This window comes from Streptomyces sp. RPA4-2, from assembly GCF_012273515.2.
GTDB classification, from domain to species: domain Bacteria; phylum Actinomycetota; class Actinomycetes; order Streptomycetales; family Streptomycetaceae; genus Streptomyces; species Streptomyces kaempferi.
In genome coordinates, this window is the sequence record NZ_CP050975.2 from 6,792,442 (window position 1) to 6,813,839 (window position 21,398).

The following is a 21,398-nucleotide window of genomic DNA, read 5'->3' on the forward strand; positions in this document are numbered from 1 at the left end:
CCGCGAGGGACGCCCGGGACGCCCGTGTGAACTACGCGGGCACCTCGGTGAAGTCCGCCCCCGCGTCGCGCAACCGCTCGTGCAGGGCCCGGAAGACAGCGGCCGAACGGGCTCCGGGCCAGTCCCGGGGCAGCAGCGCGACGGGAAGTCCCGGGTCGGCGTACGGGAGGTGGCGCCAGGTGTCCAGGGCCAGCAGGTAGTCGCGGTACGCCTCCTCGGGAGGGGTGTCCGTGCGCCGCTCCCAGGCGTGCAGCACGGGCGCGTGCCGGTCGAGGAACGCCTCGTGCTCCTTGGCGATCGAACTCAGGTCCCACCAGCGCGCGACCGCGTCCACCGTCGCCGCGAAGCCCAGGTGCTCGCCACGGAACAGCTCCACGTAAGGATCGAGCCGCAGCCGCGCCAGGGTGTGCCGCGTCTCCTCGTACAGCCGGGCCGGAGCGAGCCACACCCCGGGTGCGGCCGTCCCGAAGCCGAGACCGGCCAGCCGCGAGCGCAGCACGTGGCGCTTCTGGCGCTCCGACTCCGGCACGGAGAAGACGGCGAGCACCCAGCCGTCGTCCTCGGGAGGCGCCGTCGCGTACACCCGCCGGTCGCCGTCGTCGAGCAGCTGGCGCGCGTCCGGCGACAGCCCGTAGCCCGCCGCGCCGGCCGAGGTACGGGCCGGTTCGAGCAGTCCGCGGCGCTTGAGCCGGGAGACCGACGAGCGCACGGAGGGCGCGTCGACGCCGACCGCGGCGAGCAGCCGGATCAGCTCGGCCACCGGCACGGGGCCGGGCATGTAACGGCCGTACGCGCCGTAGAACGTGACGATGAGGGACCGGGGGGCGCGCTGCTCTGACACATTGATCACTCTAGTGCTCGAAGATCACTTGGAACCGCCCCCGGTGGGCAACCCGCCTCCGGGGGACGACTCACCCCCAAAGGACGACTCGCGCCCGAGGGCCGCCTGTACGGGGACGGCCGTACGCAGCCGGAACCGCTGCAGCTTCCCCGTCGCCGTGCGCGGCAGCACGTCCAGGAAGACGAACTCGCGGGGGCACTTGTAGGGCGCGAGCTCGGACTTGAGGAAGACCCGCAGCGCCTCCGGGTCCCGTGGCGCGCCCGGCCGCAGTACCGCGTACGCCACCACGACCTGGCCGCGGGCCTCGTCGGGGCGGCCCACGACCGCGGTCTCGACGACGTCCGGGTGGCGCAGCAGCGCGTCCTCGACCTCCGGTCCCGCGATGTTGTAACCGGCCGAGACGATCATGTCGTCGGCGCGGGCGACATAGCGGAAGTAGCCGTCGGCGTCGCGGACATAGGTGTCACCGGTGAGGTTCCAGCCGTCGCGCACGTACTCCCGCTGCCGCGGGTCGGCGAGATAGCGGCAGCCCACCGGGCCGCGTACGGCGAGCAGGCCGGGTTCGCCGTCGGGTACCGGATTCCCGTCGGCGCCGACCACGCGGGCCTGCCATCCGGGGACGGGTAGGCCCGTCGTGCCGGGCCTGATCCGCTCGTCGGCCGCGGAGATGAAGATGTGCAGCAGCTCGGTGGCGCCGATGCCGTTGATGATGCGCAGCCCGGTACGGGCCTGCCAGGCCTGCCAGGTCGCGGCGGGCAGGTTCTCACCCGCCGACACACAGCGCCGCAGCGACGTCGTGTCGTATCCGTCCAGTTCCGTCAGCATCGCCCGGTACGCGGTCGGCGCGGTGAACAGCACGGAGACACGGTGATCCGCGATGGCGGGCAACAACTGCTTGGGACCCGCCTGTTCGAGGAGCAGGGAGCAGGCACCCGCGCGCATCGGGAAGATGACGAGTCCGCCGAGCCCGAAGGTGAACCCCAGCGGGGGACTGCCGGTGAAGACGTCGTCCTCGCGCGGCCTCAGCACATGGCGGGAGAAGGTGTCCGCCGTCGCCAGCACATCGCGGTGGAAGTGCACACAGCCCTTGGGGCGGCCGGTCGTGCCCGAGGTGAACGCGATCAGCGCGACGTCGTCGGCGGCCGTGTCCACGGCCGTGAAGGGCTCGTCGGGCGCGCCCGTGATCCGCAGCAGCAGGTCGTCGGGCGCGTCACCGCCGTACGTCGTGATCCGCAGCCCCGGGAGGTCCGCCCCGGCCAGGTCGTCGACCGACCGTATGTCGCACAGGGCATGGGTCACCCGGGCGATCGTGCCCATCGTGGTCAGCTCGTGCGGGCGCTGCTGGGCGAGCACGGTGACGGCGATCGCGCCCGCCTTCAGGACCGCCAGCCAGCACGCGGCCAGCCAGGGCGTGGTGGGCCCGCGCAGCATGACCCGGTTTCCGGGTACCACGCCCAGCTCGGTGGTCAGCACATGGGCGATGCGGTCGACGCGCGCGAGGAGCTGTCCGTACGTCCACACGTCGCCGGACGGCGTGCGGAAGGCGGGGCGCTGCGGATGTCCGCCGCCGAGGAGCTCGGCCGCGCAGTTGAGCCGGTCCGGATAGTTCAACTCGGGCAGGTCGAAAGGAAGTCGGGGCCACTGTTCCGGCGGCGGGAGGTGGTCGCGGGCGAAGGTGTCGAGGTGGGCCGAGGTCGTCGGCTCCAGGGTGTCGCCGGGGTCCATGGAGGTTCGCCCCCTTGTCGTGGTGGGCTCGCGGCTCTCAACTCGCGGCTTGTGGCGCGTGGTTGGTGGCGCATGGTGCGTGGTGGGTGATCCGTGGTGCGTGATCCGTGGCACGTCGTGCGTGGTCTGTCGCTCCGCTCTCGGTTGCGCACAAGGAGCGTATCGTGTTGGTGACGACAGTCAACGTCCCGCGATAACCTGGGGCTCGCAAGGGAGACTCGCGGGGGAGAGGGGACCGGCCGTGACCGTTTTCTCGCTCGACACGGCGCAGAGCGCCTGGTGCGCCGAGCTGCGTACGCTCGCCGCCGAGCGGCTGAGTCCGCTGGCCGAGAAGGGCGAGCCGGGTCACGTCAACCGACCTCTCGTCGCCGAGCTGGGCCGACTCGGGCTGCTCGCCCGGCTGTTCACCTCCGGCGCGCTCGACCTGTGCCTGATGCGGGAGTCCCTGGCGCACGTCTGTACGGAGGCCGAGACCGCGCTCGCCCTGCAGGGACTCGGCGCGCATCCGGTGCACGCGTACGGCACCCGGGCGCAGCGCGCGCACTGGCTCCCGCGCGTCTCGGACGGCACCGCGGTGGCCGCCTTCGCCCTCAGTGAGCCCGCCGCGGGCTCCGACGCGGCGGCGTTGACCCTGCGCGCGGACCGGGCCCTGTCCGCCGACGAGGGGGACACCGGGACCGTCGCCGAGGCCGACGGGGCCGGGCGCTGGCGGCTCACCGGCGAGAAGTGCTGGATCTCCAACGCGCCCGAGGCCGATTTCTACACCGTCTTCGCCCGGACCACCCCGGGAGCCGGTGCCCGAGGTGTCACCGCGTTCCTCGTCCCCGCCGACCGGCCCGGCCTCACCGGTACCCCGCTCGACATGCTCTCGCCGCACCCGATCGGCGCCCTCGCCTTCGACGCCGTACCGGTCACGGCGGACGACGTGCTCGGCGAACCCGACCGGGGCTTCCGGGTCGCGATGGGCACCCTCAATCTCTTCCGCCCGAGCGTGGGCGCCTTCGCGGTCGGCATGGCGGGAGCGGCCCTGGAGGCGACGCTCGCGCACACCTCCCGGCGAGAGGCGTTCGGAGGGAAGCTGAAGGATCTGCAGACGGTGGCCCACCAGGTCGCCGAGATGGCGCTGCGGACGGAGGCGGCCCGCCTGATGGTGTACGCGGCCGCGGCGGCGTACGACGAAGGGGCCCCGGACGTGCCCCGGCGCGCGGCGATGGCGAAGCTGCTGGCGACCGAGACGGCCCAGTACGTGGTCGACACGGCGGTCCAACTGCACGGCGCCCGCGCCCTGCGCCGCGGTCATCTCCTCGAACACCTCTACCGGGAGGTCCGCGCTCCCCGTATCTACGAGGGCGCGAGCGAGGTCCAACGAGCTGTCATCGCCAAGGAGTTGTACGCCGCATGGGAGGCACTGTGAGCACCGAGCGTCTCAATCCGCCCGAACTCTCCCCGCCCACCGGCTTCTCGCACGCTGTCGTCGCCACCGGTACCCGCGTCGTCTTCCTGGCGGGCCAGACCGCGCTCGACACGGACGGGAAGGTGGTCGGCGAGACCCTCCCGGAGCAGTTCGAGCGGGCGCTGACGAACCTGCTCACCGCGCTGCGGGCGGCGGGGGGAACCCCGTCCGACCTCGCGCGGGTCACCGTCTACGCCACCGATGTCGCGGACTACCGAGCTCATGCCGCCGAACTCGGGCGCGTGTGGCGGCGGTTGGCGGGGCGCGACTACCCCGCGATGGCGGTCGTCGGCGCGGCGCGCCTGTGGGACGAGCGCGCCCTGGTCGAACTCGACGGTTTCGCGGTACTGGCGTAGCGCGGTGCCGGCCGGGGGGGGGTGATCAGGCGGCGATGGTGAGCCGCTCGGCGAACATCCGGTGCGGAGCGACCACGCTGCCGTCGGGGCGCAGCTCGCCGCTGTCGTCGAAGACGATCGCGCCGTTGCACAGCAGGCTCCACCCCTGCTCGTGGTGGGCCGACACCACGTGCGGAAGCCTGGAGTCCGCGGACGGGCACAGAGCCTGGTGGGAACACATGGCGCACCTCCACGTCGGATGCGATGAGTGCCTGCGGCGCTGTCGCCGCCTCGCATGTACAAGACCATGCTCCCGCGGCGAACTCATCGGAACAGCCGGTCGAGAAGCGTGACAACACACGGACAACTCTCGGACGTTCCCATGACGCGTGGGGCGGACTCGCCACCAAAGGGGTGACGATCACCGCCCCGGGCGCACCGGGCCGGTACCTGTGGAGCCTTCCGGTTCCAGGAGGTACTTCCATGTCCTTGCGTCAGGTCATCGGCGCGGTCACCGGCGCCGCGCTCCTGCTGCTCGTCCCGTCCGCCGTCGCCGCGTCCGCCGCCGGCCTGTCGGACCCGTACGAGACGGTGACCGTCGACGACATCGGTCACCTCGCGGCGGACGGCACCATCACGCTCTCCGGCACCTACCGGTGTCCGACGGGTACCGGCCCGGTGTTCGTGTCCTCGTCGGTGTGGCAGGGCGACTCCAGAGTGCGTCACGGCATCGGCGGCACCTCGGCGGTCTGTGACGGAGTGGAGCACCGCTGGACCAACTCCGAGAAGCGCGAGCCCGGTACTCTCCGGCCGGGAGCCGGCCAGGTCGAGGCGACGCTGATGGAGCTGAGCCCCGGCGCGGGCGGCCTGCCCCTGCCGAAGTTCCACGCGGTGCGGCAGCAGGACATCACGTTCATGGAGAGCTGAGAGCACACGCGGGGGCCCGTCGGAGGCCGCTCTCGCGTCGACCGGCGGGCCCCATGGCCGTGCGGTGGGCTCAGATGTCCCGGAACGTCTCGATCTGCGCTCCGAGTGAGTTGAGCCGCTCGGCCAGGTCCTCGTAGCCGCGGTTGATGACGTACACGTTGCGCAGTACGGACGTCCCGTCGGCCGCCATCATCGCCAGCAGGACGACGACGGCGGGCCGCAGCGCGGGCGGGCACATCATCTCGGCGGCGCGCCAGCGGGTCGGTCCCTCCACCAGCACCCGGTGCGGGTCGAGGAGTTGGAGCCGCCCGCCGAGGCGGTTGAGGTCCGTGAGATAGATCGCCCGGTTGTCGTACACCCAGTCGTGGATCAGCGTCTTGCCCTGCGCGGAGGCCGCGATGGCCGCGAAGAACGGGACGTTGTCGATGTTCAGGCCCGGGAACGGCATCGGGTGGATCTTGTCGATCGGCGCCTCCAGCTTGGAGGGCCTGACCGTGAGGTCCACCAGCCGCGTACGGCCGTTGTCGGCGAAGTACTCCGCCGAACGGTCGTGGTCGAGACCCATCTCCTCCAGGACCGCGAGCTCGATCTCCAGGAACTCGATCGGCACCCGGCGCACCGTCAGCTCCGACTCGGTGACGACCGCGGCGGCGAGCAGGCTCATCGCCTCGACCGGGTCCTCCGAGGGCGAGTAGTCCACGTCCACGTCGATGGTGGGCACGCCGTGCACGGTGAGCGTCGTGGTGCCGATGCCCTCCACCCGTACGCCCAGGGCCTCCAGGAAGAAGCACAGGTCCTGGACCATGTAGTTGGAGGAGGCGTTGCGGATGACGGTCACGCCGTCGTGGCGGGCGGCGGCGAGCAGCGCGTTCTCGGTCACCGTGTCGCCGCGCTCGGTCAGGACGATCGGGCGGGCGGGGGAGACCGCGCGGTCCACCCTGGCGTGGTACAGCCCCTCGGTGGCGGCGATGTCGAGACCGAAGCGGCGCAGCGCGATCATGTGCGGCTCGATGGTCCTGGTGCCCAGGTCGCAACCGCCCGCGTACGGCAGCTTGAACTGGTCCATGCGGTGCAGCAGCGGGCCGAGGAACATGATGATGGACCGCGTACGGCGGGCCGCCTCGGCGTCGATGGCCTCCATGTCCAGCTGGGCCGGGGGCACGATCTCCAGGTCGACCCCGTCGTTGATCCACCGGGTGCGGACGCCGATCGAACCGAGCACCTCCAGCAGGCGGTAGACCTCTTCGATCCGGGCCACCCGGCGCAGCACCGTGCGGCCCTTGTTCAGGAGCGTGGCGCACAGCAGCGCGACACAGGCGTTCTTGCTGGTCTTCACGTCGATCGAGCCGGACAGCCGGCGTCCGCCGACGACGCGCAGATGCATCGGACCCGCGTAACCCAGGGACACGATCTCGCTGTCCAGGGCTTCGCCTATACGGGCGATCATCTCAAGGCTGATGTTCTGATTGCCGCGCTCGATGCGATTGACGGCACTCTGGCTGGTGCCGAGAGCCTCGGCGAGCTGCGACTGGGTCCAGCCCCGGTGCTGACGGGCGTCACGGATGAGCTTGCCGATGCGTACGAGGTAGTCGTCTGCCATGGCGCGACCGTATATCTCATGTGAGATAAAGAGAAATGGAGTGCGCCCATTCGGGTGACGGTGGTCAGCGGGGCGGACTCGCAGGGGAGTTCGGGCGAGATCGGGGCAGGAAAGGGAGGGTGTGGGTTGCTTCCTTCCCTTCATTCCTTTCCTGTCTTTCCTTCCTTTTGGCCGATGTGTCCCGCTCGCGGGTGGGGGCCGCGGTGGGGGGACCGGCTCGTCCGTCCCCCCACCGTGCGCGTCATCGCCGTCACGGCGGCCAACCGGCCTGCTCACCCCTTCACATGGGTGGCGGCGGGCCGGGTGGGGTCAGTGGTCCCGCCGCCGCGTGGTGCGGCGCCAGCCGAAGGGGCCCGGCAGGTCCATCGAGGTGGTCTTGCGCCCGGTGCTGCTGTGGGTGTGCCGCGGTCCGTGCCGTCCGCCGGTGGTGATCGACCACGAGTGCCGGTTGATGTTCAGCCGCACCCCGGGAAGGATGCGGAAGCTCTTGCGGAAGGTGATTGCCATCGAGGGCCCCCTAGAGGTGTTCGCGACACCGGGTGCGTCCCGGCTCGGACACCGGGTACCCCGAAATCGGCCCTTGGCCGCCTACGGATCTACGACACCCGTGAAACGTCTCCGTAGGCGAACTGCTCTGGGGGTCGGCCCTGTTCAGGCCAGCGTCTGGGTTCCCAGTACACCGAGCAGCGCGACCCGTTCGGCGTCCTGGGTGCCGGGCTCGGCCGTGTAGACCATGATGCGCAGATCGCTCCCGGCGACGCTGAGGATGTCGCAGTCCAGTGTGAGGGGGCCCAACTGGGGGTGGTCGACGGTCTTGCGGGAGGCCTCCTGGCGGCCCACGGCCCCGGTGTCCCACAGCTCGGCGAACCGGTCGCTGCCCGCGCGCAGTTCCGTGACCAGCCGCTGCACCCGCCGGTCGGCCGGATACCGGCTCGATGTCGCCCGCAGGTCGCTCACGAGCGCGGTCTCCAGCGTCCGCCGGGACTGCGGGGTGTGGCGCACCCGGCCTGCGGGACCGAGGAAGGCACGCCACACCCCGTTGCGCTCCTGGTCACGCCACCCCGACGGGTCACCCAGCAGGGCCGCGTACAGCGGGTTGGCCACCAGCAGCGTCCACGCCGCGTCGTAGGCCGCCACGGGGGTCCCGGTCAGCCGGTCCAGCAGCCGCTGCACGCTCGGCGTGAGGTAGCCGGGTACCGTGCCCCGTCCCGGCGGGAGGAGCCCGGCGGCATGGAAGAGGTGTTCGCGCTCGATGGCGGACAGCCGCAGGGCCCGGCCGAGCGCCTCGACGACCTGCTCCGACGGGTGGGCCGCCCGTCCCTGTTCGAGACGGGTGACGTAGTCGACCGAGATCCCGGCCAGCAGGGCGAGCTCCTCGCGGCGCAGCCCGGCCGCCCTCCGCTGCCCGCCTACGGGGAGCCCGGCGGCCTCCGGGGAGACCCGGTCACGCCAGCGCCGTACCGTCCGCCCGAACTCCGTGCTCGCCATGCATCTACTGTGCCCCGCGCGGCCCGGACCTGCCTGGTACTGGGAGTCCCAGGAAGACGGGGCTCCTGGCTGACCGGGGCGCCCGGCCGCAACCTGGAGCCATGACGACAACACTGATCACCGGAGCGAACAAGGGTCTCGGCTTCGAGACCGCCCGCCGCCTCGTCGCCGCGGGCCACACCGTCTACATCGGCAGCCGGGACCCGGAGCGCGGACGCCGGGCCGCCGAGGAACTGGGGGCGCGCGCGGTCGTCCTCGACGTCACCGACGACGCCTCCGTCGCCGCCGCGGCGAAGACCATCGAGGCCGACGGCGGGCTCGACGTACTGATCAACAACGCCGGTGTCGAGGGGCGGACGCCGGACGGGGGTGTCGTCGGCGCCGCGGACCTGACCGCCGACATGATGCGGTCGATCTTCGAGACGAACGTCTTCGGGGTCGTCCGCGTCACGCACGCGTTCCTGCCCCTGCTGCGGCGCTCCGCGGCCCCGGTCGTGGTGAACGTGAGCAGCGGACTCGCTTCGCTGGGCCGGGTCAGCACCCCCGACACACCCACGTACGCCTACCCCGGGGTCGCCTATCCGGCGTCGAAGACCGCGGTCAACATGATCACCGTGCAGTTCGCGAAGGCCTTCCCCGAGATCCGCGTCAACGCGGTGGAGCCCGGCTACACCGCGACGGACCTGAACGGGCACACGGGCACGCAGACCGTCGAGGAGGGCGCCGAGATCATCGTCCGCACGGCCCAGCTGGGCCCGGAGGGTCCGACCGGGGGCTACTTCGACCTCGAGGGCTCCCTTCCCTGGTGACGAGGGGCCGGAGGCCGGGAACCCGGCGGCCGGGGTTCGGGTGTCCACCGAGCCCGTCGGTCGGTTGCCGGTTGCCCGTCGCCCCGTCGCCCCCGCCGGTTCGCCGGCGGGGGCGACGGGGTCTTCTTGTGGGCCGGTCACGCATCCTCGGCTGGGCGGGGCGGCGACCCGGCCAGCGGCGAAGCGTCTTCGTACCGGACCTCGTAGACGCGCTCGGCGAACCGCCAGCCGTCGTCGGTGCGCTGGTAACGGTCGTGGTAGATGGCGTAGTTCAGCCCTCCGCGACCGTCGCGGCCGCGCCCGACCTCTGACACATAGGCGCGGCCGGACGCGGTGTCGCCGTCGATCCGGATCACACCCGGGTGCGTGTTCTGCACGAGGAAGTCCACGAAGTCCGGCACCCGCCTGCCCCAGGCGCGGATCGGCTCCCGCCCTTCGAGTTCGACGGGGATGTTGGGCATCCGCCATGCGCCGTCCGGTGTGAACAGCAGGGCGATGCGGTCGTAGTCGCGCAACATCACCGCGTCGGTGAACTCACCGCGCAGTGCCTCGATCTCGACGCGATCCGCGATGGCCCGAAAGTCACTCATCGATTTCCTCCCTGTCGCCGTGAACCCGGTGCGCGAACGGCACCGGTCCTCCAGCGACGGAAGCCTCCGCGGCGGTGGACGGCGGGGTCCCGCCGGGCGCCCTGGGGTCTCCTGCTCGCTGGAGGGTGCGTTCGTCCCAGCAGCACGACGAGAGGGCTCTCGGGAATGTGACATCGGCGCGTCTGAGGGGAGCGGCTACGGCCTACGGGCCTGCGGGGCTACGGGGCTACGGGTCTACGGGCTTTCCCGCGGCCCCGGCTCGCACGGCGGCCGCCGCCTCCAGCAGGGGCCAGCCATCCATCTCCATCGGCCGCCGCTCCTCCGGTCGCCACCCACGGGCCGGCGCCACGTCGAGCAGCGCCCGGACGGCGCCCGGTTCGTGCAGGTTCAGGTGCGCGCCCTGGGTGAAGCCCACGTCTCCGGAGCCGAAGGGGGCCCCGCCCGGGACGTACCGGCCGGGCCCGGCGGCAAAGACGATGCGCAGCGGGCCGCCGGCGCCGCCGGCCTGAGGGGACACGGTGAGGATCTGGCGGCAGTCCACGGACCGTCCGTCGTGGTCCTCCCGGTGGCTGTGGCGCATCGTCCACAGGTACACGCGCCCGTCGGCGACCAGCCGGCGGGACCTCCTCGGATCACGTGCCACACAGGCGAGACTACGCGGCCGCACCCGACACGGTGGACGCGTAGACGCCACAGGCAGGCCGCGCATGACCAGACCGCCCCCATGTACTAGAGTTATCTCGACATCGAGATATCTGCCGAGGCGCACCGCAGCCGCCATCTCGGTAAGGGTTACCTAACTTAGCCTTACCTTAGCGGATCGGCCAAGACATCGTGGCGGCAGGATGCGGTGGGAACGCGCACATCAATGAAGGAGACTGTCGTGTCGGCGAACAGCTTCGACGCCCGCAGCACGCTGCAGGTGGGCGACGAGTCGTACGAGATCTTCCGGCTGGACAAGGTGGAAGGCTCGGCTCGCCTTCCGTACAGCCTGAAGGTGCTGCTGGAGAACCTGCTCCGCACCGAGGACGGCGCGAACATCACCGCCGACCACATCCGGGCCCTCGGCGGCTGGGACTCCCAGGCCCAGCCCAGCCAGGAGATCCAGTTCACGCCGGCGCGCGTGATCATGCAGGACTTCACCGGCGTGCCCTGCGTCGTCGACCTCGCCACCATGCGCGAGGCCGTCAAGGAGCTCGGCGGTGACCCGGCGAAGATCAACCCGCTGGCCCCGGCCGAGCTGGTCATCGACCACTCCGTCATCGCCGACAAGTTCGGCACCCACGACGCCTTCGCGCAGAACGTCGAGCTGGAGTACGGCCGCAACAAGGAGCGCTACCAGTTCCTGCGCTGGGGCCAGACCGCGTTCGACGAGTTCAAGGTCGTCCCGCCGGGCACCGGCATCGTCCACCAGGTGAACATCGAGCACCTGGCGCGCACGGTCATGGTCCGCAACGGCCAGGCCTACCCCGACACCCTCGTCGGTACGGACTCCCACACCACGATGGTCAACGGCCTGGGCGTCCTCGGCTGGGGCGTCGGCGGCATCGAGGCCGAGGCCGCGATGCTCGGCCAGCCGGTCTCGATGCTGATCCCGCGCGTCGTCGGCTTCAAGCTCACCGGTGAGCTCACGCCCGGCACGACCGCCACCGACCTGGTGCTCACGATCACCGAGATGCTGCGCAAGCACGGCGTCGTCGGCAAGTTCGTCGAGTTCTACGGTGAGGGTGTGGCCGCCACCTCGCTGGCCAACCGCGCCACCATCGGCAACATGTCACCGGAGTTCGGCTCCACCGCCGCGATCTTCCCGATCGACGGCGAGACCATCAAGTACCTGAAGCTGACCGGCCGTTCCGAGCAGCAGCTCGCGCTCGTCGAGGCGTACGCCAAGCAGCAGGGCCTCTGGCTCGACCCGGCCGCCGAGCCCGACTTCTCCGAGAAGCTGGAGCTCGACCTCTCCACGGTCGTCCCCTCGATCGCCGGCCCGAAGCGCCCGCAGGACCGCATCGTCCTCGCGAACGCCGCCGAGCAGTTCAAGAGCGACGTCCGCAACTACGTCGCCGACGACGACGAGGCGGGCAAGGAGTCCTTCCCGGCCTCCGACTCCCCGGCCGCCGCCAACGGCGTCCCCTCCAACCCGGTCACGGTCACGGCCCCCGACGGCTCGACCTACGAGATCGACCACGGAGCGGTGACGGTCGCGGCCATCACCTCCTGCACCAACACCTCGAACCCGTACGTCATGGTCGCCGCCGCGCTCGTCGCGAAGAAGGCCGTGGAGAAGGGCCTGACCCGCAAGCCGTGGGTCAAGACCACCCTCGCCCCGGGCTCCAAGGTCGTCACCGACTACTTCGACAAGGCCGGGCTCACCCCCTACCTCGACAAGGTCGGCTTCAACCTGGTCGGTTACGGCTGCACCACCTGCATCGGCAACTCCGGCCCGCTGCCGGACGAGGTCTCCAAGGCCGTCAACGACCACGACCTCGCCGTCACCTCGGTCCTCTCCGGCAACCGGAACTTCGAGGGCCGTATCAACCCCGACGTCAAGATGAACTACCTGGCGTCCCCGCCGCTGGTCGTCGCCTACGCGCTCGCGGGCTCCATGAAGGTGGACATCACCAAGGACGCCCTCGGCACCGACCAGGACGGCAAGCCGGTCTACCTCGAGGACATCTGGCCCTCCGAGGCCGAGGTCAACGACGTCGTGGCGAACGCCATCGGCGAGGACATGTTCAACAAGTCCTACCAGGACGTCTTCGCGGGCGACGCCCAGTGGCAGGCGCTGCCGATCCCCGAGGGCAACACCTTCGAGTGGGACCCGCAGTCGACCTACGTCCGCAAGCCCCCGTACTTCGAGGGCATGGCGCACGAGCCGTCCCCGGTCACCGACATCGCCGGTGCCCGCGTGCTGGCGAAGCTGGGCGACTCGGTCACCACCGACCACATCTCCCCGGCCGGCGCCATCAAGGCCGACACCCCCGGAGGCAAGTACCTCACGGAGCACGGTGTCGAGCGTCGTGACTTCAACAGCTACGGCTCCCGCCGCGGCAACCACGAGGTCATGATCCGCGGTACGTTCGCCAACATCCGCCTGCGCAACCAGATCGCGCCGGGCACCGAGGGCGGCTACACCCGCGACTTCACCCAGGCCGACGCGCCGGTGGCGTTCATCTACGACGCCTCGCGCAACTACATCGAGCAGGGCATCCCGCTGGTCATCCTGGCCGGCAAGGAGTACGGCTCCGGCTCGTCCCGCGACTGGGCCGCCAAGGGCACCGCGCTGCTCGGCGTCAAGGCCGTCATCGCCGAGTCCTACGAGCGCATCCACCGCTCGAACCTCATCGGCATGGGTGTCCTGCCCCTCCAGTTCCCGGAGGGCGCGACCGCCGAGTCGCTCGGTCTGACCGGCGAGGAGACCTTCTCCTTCACCGGTGTCGAGGAGCTCAACAACGGCACCACCCCGCGCACGGTGAAGGTCACCACGGACAGCGGCGTCGAGTTCGACGCGGTCGTCCGCATCGACACCCCCGGCGAGGCGGACTACTACCGCAACGGCGGCATCATGCAGTACGTGCTGCGCAACCTGATCGCCAAGTAGCCCCCGCGGCAGGCGATCCGGAGCACCGGTCGGGCCGCACTCCTCACCATGAGGAGTGCGGCCCTTCGCCATTTCGGCCCTTGTCGCGGGGAACCTCCGCGATCGTCCCGGCCAACGCCCCCTGCGGACAAGGGAGACGGGGGAAACGGGGGAGACGAGGGAGACAGGGCACCGGCGAGGCGAGGGAGGCGGCGTCCCCGTACGACAGGGGGCGGCCGTCTCAGGGCGCGTATGTACGGAGGGCGCCGGATCAGCTCGGGGCGGACCGGGTGGCTGGTGGGAGGCTCACCCGGTCCGCGAGCCCGGACCGGCGGGGGGTGCCGGCCCGGGATGGTGCGTGGCTTGTGACGACCATGGCGTGCGACAACGTTGTCTGATGGTCTGCATATGACTCTACCGCCTCAACGGACAACGATGTCAAGCATGTTGACCCCGCAGGAGTGAGTGCCGGGCTGGGCCGGCGGGGTGGGAGCCGTGCGCGTCCGACGCGTCGGACGCGGTCTTCCGTGGTACGGGTGGCGCACGTTACTGTCCCTGCGGCTTGTGCGACCCGTGGTGCGCGACCCGTCCGAAGGAGGAGGGGCCGCGTCATGCGTTTCCGTCCGTCAACCGTCCTGCTCGCCGTCGCCCTGGCGGCCGGCGGGATCACCCCCGCGGTGGCCGCCACCGCCGCGCCGTCCGACGTCGTCCGGGACCCCACCACCTACGTCGATCCGCTCATCGGCACCAAGAACGGCGGCAACGTCTTCCCCGGCGCCGTCGTACCCTTCGGGATGCTCTCCTGGAGCCCGGAGAACACCCGCGGGGACGCCACCCGCACGGCGGCGCCCGGTGGCTACCAGTACGACGCCACCCGCGTCCGGGGCTTCAGCCTCACCCATATGTCCGGCACGGGCTGCGCGGGCGGCAGCGGCGACATCCCCTTCTTCCCGTACGCGGGCGAGGTCACCTCCTCCCCGGCGAGCGACACCAAGGACGCGGTGTACGCCGCCGACTTCGCGCACGCGGACGAGACCGCCGAGCCCGGCCACTACAAGGTCGGTCTCTCCTCCGGCGTCACCGCGGACCTCACGGCGACCGCGCGCACCGGCTCGGGCCGCTTCACCTTCCCGGCGGACAAGCCGGCCTCGCTGCTGATCCGCACCGCCAACTCCGAGGTGGGCTCGACGGCGTCGGACGTGCGCATCGACCCGGCGACCCGGACGGTCTCGGGCTCCGTCACCTCCGGGAACTTCTGCGGCTACCTCGACCCCGAGGGACAACGCGACTACTACACCCTGTACTTCACCGCCCGCTTCGACCGGGCCTTCAAGACCACCGGCACCTGGCAGGACGACCGGCTGAGCCCGGGATCCACCACGGCGAGCGGCGGTACCGGCGGCTTCTCGGACGGCGGGCGTCCCGCCACGGGCAAGGGAGCCGGCGGCTACGTGCAGTTCGCCCCCGGAACCGGCCCGGTGAACGTCAAGGTCGGTATCTCGTACGTCAGCCAGGCAGGCGCCGCCGCCAACCTCAAGGCCGAGAACCCGCCGTCCCGTTCCTTCGGGTCGGTCCAGGCGGCCGCCCACCGCGCCTGGCGCGACCGGCTCGGCGCGATCCGGGTCGGCGGCGGCAGCGACACCGACCGCACCACCTTCTACACCGCGCTCTACCACGCCCTCCTGCATCCCAACGTCATCAGTGACGCCGACCGCAGATACCGGGGGAGCGACGACAAGATCCATGCCGTCGGCCGCGGCCACCGGGCGCAGTACGGCACCTTCTCCGGCTGGGACGTCTACCGCTCGCAGGTCCAGCTGCTCACCCTCCTCAGCCCGGACACCGGCTCCGACATTGCTCAGTCGCTGCTCGAACTGGCCCGGCAGAACGGGGGAGTCTGGGACCGCTGGCTGCACGGCGCGAGCGGCACCCACGTCATGAACGGCGACCCCTCACCGACCGCGCTCGCGGGCATCCGGGCCTTCGGCGGCACCGGCTTCGATCTGCGGGGCGCGCTGAAGTCGCTGGTGAAGGCGGCGACCGTGCCGACCGAGCAGGACCTGTCCTCGTCGGGCAAGCCCGTCCTGTCCGCGGGGCAGCGGCCGTCGCTCGACAAGTACCTCCAGCAGCACTACATGCCGTCCGTGTCCAACGCCTGGGGCGGCGCCGCCGAGACCCTGGAGATGTCCGGCGCGGACTTCGCGCTCTCGCAACTGGCCACGGCGGCGGGGGAGAAGGGGACGGCCGCGGACTTCGCCGAGCGCTCCCAGTGGTGGCAGAACAACTTCAACATCGCGGCCGACCGGACCGGCGGCTACATCGCCAACCGCAAGGCGGACGGCAGCTGGGTCACCGGCTTCACCCCCGCCACGGGCAACGGCTTCGTCGAGGGCACGGCGGCCCAGTACACCTGGATGGTCCAGCACAACCCGGCCGGGCTCTTCGCGGCCATGGGCGGCCGGGACAAGGCGCTCGACCGCCTCGACACGTTCTTCCACAACGCCGACGGCAGCTGGGCGTTCACGGGCAGCGGCGGCGACAAGTCGGAGCTGGACAACGAGCCGTCGATCAACGTCCCCTACCTGTACGACTACGTGGGCGCCCCCTACAAGGCACAGGAGACCGTCCGCGCGGCGATGGGCAAGCTGTGGTCGACGCAGCCCGGCGGCATCCCCGGCAACGACGACCTCGGCGAGATGTCGTCCTGGTACGTCTTCTCCGCGCTCGGCATGTACCCGCAAGTCCCCTCCCGTGCCGAACTCGTCCTCTCCTCACCCCTGTTCAGCCGCGTCACGATCGAGCGTCCGGGCGGCAACGACATCGAGATCCGGGCGGCAGGCGCGGCGGCGGACGCACCGTACGTCCAGTCGCTGAAGGTCAACGGCCGGACCAGCGGGCGCCCTTGGCTCCCCGCCTCCTTCGTCCGTGACGGCGGCACACTCGACTACACGCTCTCCGGCACCCCGAACCGCAGCTGGGGCAGCGACCCCGCCGCCGCTCCGCCGTCCTTCCGCGACGGTGAGCAGCCTTACCAGATCGGCGTCGGCCCGACCGCGGCGACGCTCGCGCCCGGCGGCAGTACGCGGATCGACATCCGCGCGCTGGCGCTGAGCGGTGGCACGGGCCCCGAGGTCCGCTTCCACGTGGACACACCGGACGGAGTGACCGCGACCCCCGCGGACGGAACCGTGACCGACGGCTCCCGCTCGATCACCCTGACCGCGGGCGACGCGGCCCGGCAGGGCTTCTACGACGTCAAGGTCACCGTGACGTCCGGCGGCACCTCGTACCAGCAGCCGGTGGCGCTGACCGTCGCGGCTCCCGGATCCCTCCTGGCCGCCTACAACAACACCGGTGTCTCGGACGACGCCGGCGACCACGACGAGGCCGACTACGACGGCGGCGGCTGGAGCTACTCCCGGCAGGCCCTCGCGGACGCGGGCCTGACCCCGGGCGGCCAGGGCACCGTGGCCGGGCTCACCTACACCTGGCCCGACTCGCCCGCGGGCCGCCCCGACAACGCCGCAGCGACCGGCCAGAGCATCGAACTCGCCCGTCCGGCCACACAGTTGTCCTTCATCGGCAGCGCGGTGAACGGAAACCAGCGGACCACGGCCACCGTCACCTACACCGACGGCAGCACCGACCAGGTCGACCTCTCCTTCACCGACTGGACGGTCGGCGGCGGGGGCGGCACCGTCCAGTACGGCAACGAGACCGTCGCCATGGCCGCGTACCGCAATGTCGCGGGCGCGGACAAGGACCCCGTCGTCACCTATGTCTTCGCGACGAAGCCCTTCGCGGCTCCGGCCGGCAAGACCGTCAAGAGCGTGAAGCTGCCCGACGCCGCGGATCTGCACGTCTTCACCCTCGCCGTGAACTGAGGGCAGGGGGAAGCCGGTCCGGAAACAGCGGAGCGGGCGCGGAGAGTGATCTCCGCGCCCGCTCCTGTGGTGTCGCGTCAGGCCAGCAGCTCCACCTCCGCGAGCGTCGCCGCGCCGTCGAGGACCAGACGGTAGTGCGCGTACGAGCCCGGGTGCGTCACCGAGAACGCCCGGGTCTGCTTGTCCCACGCGAAGGACTCGCCGGAGCGCCGGTCCAGGTCGGTCCACTTGGTGCCGTCGGACGAGCCCTGAAGGACCCAGCCGGCCGGAGCCTTCGTGTGGTCCCCTGACGACGTCAGGGTGTACTGGACGCCCTTGGCGGAGGCGGCCGTCGGCAGGTCCACCGTCGTGACGGTGGCGTCCGTCGCGGAGGTGTTGTCGAAGAGCGCCCCCTCACCCGTCAGGACGTCCACCCGTGGCGCTGGCACCTTGTCGTCCTTCGTGATCGACACGGGCGCCGCGTTCCTGCCGCTGCCCCACGAGGACGGCTTGGCGCCCATGTCGAACTCCAGCACTCCGCCACGGGAGATGAGCGAGTGCGGGAGCGAGGTGGAGTTCCACTTCTTGCCGTTGAAACGCACGCCCTGCACGTACACGTTCTTCGCACTGTTCCTGGGCGCCTTGACGACCAGGTCCCGGCCGTTCTCGAGGTGGACCGTCGCCTTGGTGAACAGCGGTGAGCCGATGGCGTATTCGCCACTGCCCATCACCAGCGGATAGAAGCCGAGCGAGGAGAAGAGGTACCAGGCCGACTGCTCGCCGTTGTCCTCGTCGCCGTGGTAGCCCTGCCCTATCTCACTGCCGCTGTAGAGCCGGGAGAGGACCTCGCGGACGTCCTTCTGCGTCTTCCACGGCTGGCCGGCCGCGTCGTACATGTAGGTGACGTGGTGGGCCACCTGGTTGGAGTGCCCGTACATGCCCATCCGTACGTCGCGGGCCTCGGTCATCTCGTGGATGACCCCGCCGTAGGAACCCACGACGTCCTGCGAGGCCGTCTCGGGAGTGGCGAAGTACGTGTCGAGCTTCTGGCCCAGCGCGTCCTGGCCGCCGTACAGATTGGCCAGGCCCCGCGAGTCCTGGGGCGCGGTGAACGCGTACCCCCAGCCGTTCGTCTCGGTGTAGTCGTACCCCCACACGCGCGGGTCGTACTTCGCCGAGTCGACGCGCCAGTCGCCCTGCGCGTCACGGCCCTGGAAGAACCCGGCCTTCTTGTCGAAGAGGTTCACGTAGTCCTGGGCGCGGTTGAGGAAGTACGCGGACTCCTCCTTGTAGCGCTTCTTGCCGGTCTTCTTGTAGAGGGCCTCGCCCATCTTGGCGATGCCGTAGTCGTTGACGTAGCCCTCCATGGCCCAGGAGAAGCCCTCACCCGTCGCGGTGGACGTGTAGCCGAGGAAGGGGGAGGTCGTCATGCCCTTGCGGCCCACACCGGACGCCGGCGGGACGACCGTCGCGTTCTTCACCGCCGCGTCGTAGGCCGCCGCCGCGTCGAAGTGCACACCCTTCACGTACGCGTCCGCGAACGCCACGTCGGAGGAGGTGCCGGTCATCAGGTCCGCGTACCCGGGGGAGGACCAGCGCGAGGTCCAGCCGCCGTCCTTGTACTGCTGCACGAACCCGTCGACCATCTCACCCGCCTGGCCGGGCGTCAGGAGTGAGTACGCCGGCCAGGTCGTCCGGTAGGTGTCCCAGAAGCCGTTGTTGACGTACACCTTGCCGTCGACGATCTTCGCGCCGGTGTGGGTCGGGGTGTCCGGGCCCGGCATCGCGGAGAACGGCGACGCGTACTGGTACTTCGAACCGACCTTCTCGAAACCTGAGTTGGGGTACAGGTAGAGCCGGTACATGCTGGAGTACAGCGTCGTGAGCTGGTCCGGCGTGGCGCCCTGGACCTCGACCTTGCCCAGCAGCCCGTCCCACTGCTTCTGGGCCCGTGCCTTGACGGTGCCGAAGGACGTGCCGTCGGGGATCTCCTGGCGCAGGTTGTCCTTGGCCTGGTCGACGCTGATGAGCGAGGTGGCCAGACGCAGCGTGACACTGTGGTCGGCGCCGGGCTTGAACTTCAGGTAGCCCTTGACCCCGGACGACGAGCCGTCCGTCACCGGCGCGTCGAAGGCCCCGTACACGAAGAGCCGTGTCGCGCCCGTCGACAGCCCCGACTTCACGTCGGAGTAGCCGGTGACCACCCCGTTCTCCTTGTCGAGGGTCAGCCCCGCCTGCTCGGTCACGTTGTCGAAGATCACGCCGGCGTCCGCGCCCGGGTAGGTGAAGCGCAGAGCCGCCGCGTGGTCCGTCGGGGCCATCTCCGCCTTGAGACCGTTCTCGAAGGTCACCCCGTAGTAGTACGGGCGCGCGGTCTCGTTCTCGTGCCTGAAGGCCAGCTCGCGGGCGGTGCGCGAGGTGTCCGGGGTGCCGGACGCGGCCGAGGGCATCACCTGGAAGGTCTGCCGGTCGCCCATCCACGGGCTCGGCTCATGGCTGGCGCTGAACGCCTGGATGGTCGGCAGGTTGTCCGCGTTGTTCGCACGTGCGTAGTCGTACAGCCAGCTCAGCGAACCCGCGTTGGTCACCGGGGTCCAGAAGTTGAAGCCGTGCGGCACGGCCGTCGCCGGGAAGTTGTTGCCGCGCGAGAATCCGCCGCTGGAGTTGGTGCCGCGGGTGGTCAGCGCGTAGTCCGACAGGTGCGCCTTGGGCTTCTCGGGCGCGACGGTCCTCAGCGCGACGTCGTCCAGCCAGCCCCGGAACTTCGCCGGGCCCTTCGGGGAGTCGTACGCGAGCAGGATCCGGTCGACCGTCTTCCCGGCGGCGACGGAACCGATCCGCGAGGTGACGTCGTTCCACTGGTTGACGTAAAGGATCTTGGCGGCGCCCTGCCCCTGCGGCGTGAGCGCGAACCCGTGCTGGTCGACCGGGTTCAGGCCGCTCAGATAGGTGCCGTCCGTGAACGCCAGGTCCACCGACACGTTCGTGGCGTCGTAGTCCCGGTCACCGTCCGCCATCGACGGGAAGATCCGGTACGCCAGTTCGGTGTCGCGCCCGACGGCCACGTTCACGTCGAAGACCTTGTTGTACGAGTACGCCCGGCCGTCCGCCTGGTGCGTACCCGCGTAGCGCAGGGCCCGCTTGCCGGTGAAGCCGGCGCCCGCCTTCGCGGTGGGGGAGCCGCTCGGCCCGCGGTCCACCAGCGAGAGCATGTCCTTGGGGGTCGGGTCGTCGGTGCCGCCGGTGGAGAACTGGACGTCGGCGAGCTGGAGGATGTCCCCGCTGTGGTTCTTCGTGATGTCGAGCCGGAAGTGCTGGTACTCCACGGGGCTCGCGATGTCGTACGACTTGGTCTGGAAGCGCTCGCCGAACGACTGGTCCGAGCGGGTGTCGAGGGTCTTCCAGTCCTTGCCGTCCGTGGAGCCCTGCAGCGTCCAGTCGCTGGGGTCGCGCTCGTCGTGGTCGTTGGCCGACGTGAGCGCGTAGGTGACCACCTTCACGGGGGCGTCGAGGTCGAACTCCGCCCAGCCGGTCGGCGCGAAGGTCAGCCACTTGCTGCTCGACTCGCCGTCGACGAGGTTCTCCTTGACCTCGCCGGAGCCCGCGTTCTCGTCGCTGGCGCGAACGTCCGTGACGTGGTCGGTGACGTTGCCGGGGATGCCCGTGCTGTAACCGCCGTCGACACCCGACGACCGCTTTTTTCCGTCAGGTCCCGTGTCTACGGTATTGATCCAGTCCGGCGCGGGATCGCCCGATTCGAATGAGGAGGCGAACTGCCGGTCGGCGGAGACCGCTTGGGCCGGAAGGGCAACCGCGGTGCCCTGCGAGGCCACGATCAGAGAAAGCGCTGCCACCCCCATTGTCATCGAGGAACTCCACCTCGGCCGGGCCGAGGAACTTTGTCTGTATCGAGCTCCGTGCTGCATCCGCGAGGACCCTCCCTGCTGTTTTGGCGCGTTCACCTCCGGGGCGCTGCGGCCGGATTGGAGTGCGGCCGATCCAGGCCCTCCGGGCCCGCGTGCACTCTTTCTCCGGATACCGGCGCGTCCCTTCGACTCACCCGCTTGCGCGTGGACAACGTTGTCAATTCTGCTGCGCAAGGACCAGTAGGGAGTCAAGTTGTCAGCGGTGTCAAGGGTGTTGGATGTGGCATCCGGGGAGAATGTCGCGTGGTGGGGTGCGCATTACTC

The 21,398-nt window shown here is 70.5% G+C and carries 15 protein-coding genes; 6 read left to right on the forward strand and 9 right to left on the reverse strand.

Features of this window, described 5'->3' with window-relative positions:
* Positions 1–31 precede the first annotated feature (31 nt).
* Entirely contained in the window at positions 32–850 is an 819-nt protein-coding gene (locus HEP85_RS29740) for a PaaX family transcriptional regulator C-terminal domain-containing protein (protein ID WP_168530637.1), read from the reverse strand.
* A 15-nt stretch (positions 851–865) separates the two neighbouring features.
* Positions 866–2,566 carry an AMP-binding protein gene (locus tag HEP85_RS29745; RefSeq protein ID WP_168530638.1) on the reverse strand — a complete coding sequence of 567 codons (1,701 nt, stop codon included), beginning with the start codon at positions 2,564–2,566 and terminating at the stop codon, positions 866–868.
* Between the two features lie 241 nt (positions 2,567–2,807).
* On the opposite strand from HEP85_RS29745, the gene HEP85_RS29750 reads away from it, so the two are divergent.
* Both HEP85_RS29750 and HEP85_RS29755 read left to right on the forward strand, forming a co-directional pair.
* On the forward strand, positions 2,808–3,980 hold the full coding sequence (locus tag HEP85_RS29750; RefSeq protein ID WP_168530639.1) for an acyl-CoA dehydrogenase family protein: 1,173 nt from the start codon (positions 2,808–2,810) through the stop codon (positions 3,978–3,980).
* Positions 3,977–4,375 (forward strand): RidA family protein, encoded by a 399-nt coding sequence (locus HEP85_RS29755; protein ID WP_168534147.1) that lies wholly within the window; start codon positions 3,977–3,979, stop codon positions 4,373–4,375. The genes HEP85_RS29750 and HEP85_RS29755 overlap by 4 nt, the downstream gene beginning before the upstream one ends.
* A 25-nt stretch (positions 4,376–4,400) precedes the next feature.
* On the opposite strand, the gene HEP85_RS29760 is transcribed toward HEP85_RS29755, so the two are convergent.
* Complete coding sequence (locus HEP85_RS29760; RefSeq protein ID WP_168530640.1) at positions 4,401–4,595, reverse strand: DUF5999 family protein; 195 nt, start codon at positions 4,593–4,595, stop codon at positions 4,401–4,403.
* A gap of 242 nt (positions 4,596–4,837) precedes the next feature.
* Between HEP85_RS29760 and HEP85_RS29765 the strand changes: the two genes are divergently transcribed.
* Entirely contained in the window at positions 4,838–5,281 is a 444-nt protein-coding gene (locus HEP85_RS29765; protein WP_168530641.1) for a DUF6299 family protein, read from the forward strand.
* 70 nt (positions 5,282–5,351) lie between these two features.
* Here HEP85_RS29765 and HEP85_RS29770 read toward each other — a convergent pair whose 3' ends face one another.
* From HEP85_RS29770 to HEP85_RS29780, 3 genes are all read right to left on the reverse strand, one after another.
* The gene (locus tag HEP85_RS29770; RefSeq protein WP_168530642.1) at positions 5,352–6,881 is read right to left on the reverse strand and encodes a UDP-N-acetylglucosamine 1-carboxyvinyltransferase; all 1,530 of its coding nucleotides are present in this window, start codon (positions 6,879–6,881) and stop codon (positions 5,352–5,354) included.
* 309 nt (positions 6,882–7,190) lie between these two features.
* On the reverse strand, positions 7,191–7,388 hold the full coding sequence (locus HEP85_RS29775; protein WP_168530643.1) for a DUF4236 domain-containing protein: 198 nt from the start codon (positions 7,386–7,388) through the stop codon (positions 7,191–7,193).
* A gap of 144 nt (positions 7,389–7,532) precedes the next feature.
* On the reverse strand, positions 7,533–8,369 hold the full coding sequence (locus HEP85_RS29780) for a helix-turn-helix transcriptional regulator (protein ID WP_168530644.1): 837 nt from the start codon (positions 8,367–8,369) through the stop codon (positions 7,533–7,535).
* Between the two features lie 101 nt (positions 8,370–8,470).
* Here HEP85_RS29780 and HEP85_RS29785 point away from each other — a divergent pair, with 101 nt between their 5' ends.
* Positions 8,471–9,178, forward strand: a complete 708-nt coding sequence (locus HEP85_RS29785; protein WP_168530645.1) for an SDR family oxidoreductase — start codon at positions 8,471–8,473, stop codon at positions 9,176–9,178.
* A 137-nt stretch (positions 9,179–9,315) separates the two neighbouring features.
* Here the strand turns inward: HEP85_RS29785 and HEP85_RS29790 are convergent, their stop codons facing one another.
* Both HEP85_RS29790 and HEP85_RS29795 read right to left on the reverse strand, forming a co-directional pair.
* Complete coding sequence (locus HEP85_RS29790) at positions 9,316–9,768, reverse strand: nuclear transport factor 2 family protein (RefSeq protein WP_168530646.1); 453 nt, start codon at positions 9,766–9,768, stop codon at positions 9,316–9,318.
* A 226-nt stretch (positions 9,769–9,994) separates the two neighbouring features.
* Positions 9,995–10,363, reverse strand: coding sequence for a hypothetical protein (locus HEP85_RS29795; protein ID WP_168534149.1), 369 nt, complete (start codon positions 10,361–10,363; stop codon positions 9,995–9,997).
* A 288-nt stretch (positions 10,364–10,651) separates the two neighbouring features.
* Here HEP85_RS29795 and acnA point away from each other — a divergent pair, with 288 nt between their 5' ends.
* Both acnA and HEP85_RS29805 read left to right on the forward strand, forming a co-directional pair.
* Entirely contained in the window at positions 10,652–13,366 is a 2,715-nt protein-coding gene (gene acnA, locus HEP85_RS29800) for an aconitate hydratase AcnA (protein WP_168530647.1), read from the forward strand.
* Positions 13,367–13,956: 590 nt separating this feature from the next.
* Positions 13,957–17,229: a GH92 family glycosyl hydrolase gene (locus HEP85_RS29805; RefSeq protein ID WP_168530648.1), complete on the forward strand. Its 3,273-nt coding sequence runs from the start codon at positions 13,957–13,959 to the stop codon at positions 17,227–17,229.
* Between the two features lie 77 nt (positions 17,230–17,306).
* Here the strand turns inward: HEP85_RS29805 and HEP85_RS29810 are convergent, their stop codons facing one another.
* Positions 17,307–21,068 (reverse strand): GH92 family glycosyl hydrolase, encoded by a 3,762-nt coding sequence (locus HEP85_RS29810; RefSeq protein ID WP_211118259.1) that lies wholly within the window; start codon positions 21,066–21,068, stop codon positions 17,307–17,309.
* Positions 21,069–21,398: the final 330 nt, after the last annotated feature.

Coding starts and splice junctions, on each gene's coding strand:
- HEP85_RS29745 (WP_168530638.1), bottom strand. CDS start 2,566: ATGGACCCCGGCGACACCCTGGAGCCGACGACCTCGGCCCACCTCGAC.
- HEP85_RS29760 (WP_168530640.1), bottom strand. CDS start 4,595: ATGTGTTCCCACCAGGCTCTGTGCCCGTCCGCGGACTCCAGGCTTCCG.
- HEP85_RS29765 (WP_168530641.1), top strand. CDS start 4,838: ATGTCCTTGCGTCAGGTCATCGGCGCGGTCACCGGCGCCGCGCTCCTG.
- HEP85_RS29770 (WP_168530642.1), bottom strand. CDS start 6,881: ATGGCAGACGACTACCTCGTACGCATCGGCAAGCTCATCCGTGACGCC.
- HEP85_RS29775 (WP_168530643.1), bottom strand. CDS start 7,388: ATGGCAATCACCTTCCGCAAGAGCTTCCGCATCCTTCCCGGGGTGCGG.
- HEP85_RS29780 (WP_168530644.1), bottom strand. CDS start 8,369: ATGGCGAGCACGGAGTTCGGGCGGACGGTACGGCGCTGGCGTGACCGG.
- HEP85_RS29785 (WP_168530645.1), top strand. CDS start 8,471: ATGACGACAACACTGATCACCGGAGCGAACAAGGGTCTCGGCTTCGAG.
- HEP85_RS29790 (WP_168530646.1), bottom strand. CDS start 9,768: ATGAGTGACTTTCGGGCCATCGCGGATCGCGTCGAGATCGAGGCACTG.
- HEP85_RS29805 (WP_168530648.1), top strand. CDS start 13,957: ATGCGTTTCCGTCCGTCAACCGTCCTGCTCGCCGTCGCCCTGGCGGCC.
- HEP85_RS29810 (WP_211118259.1), bottom strand. CDS start 21,068: ATGGGGGTGGCAGCGCTTTCTCTGATCGTGGCCTCGCAGGGCACCGCG.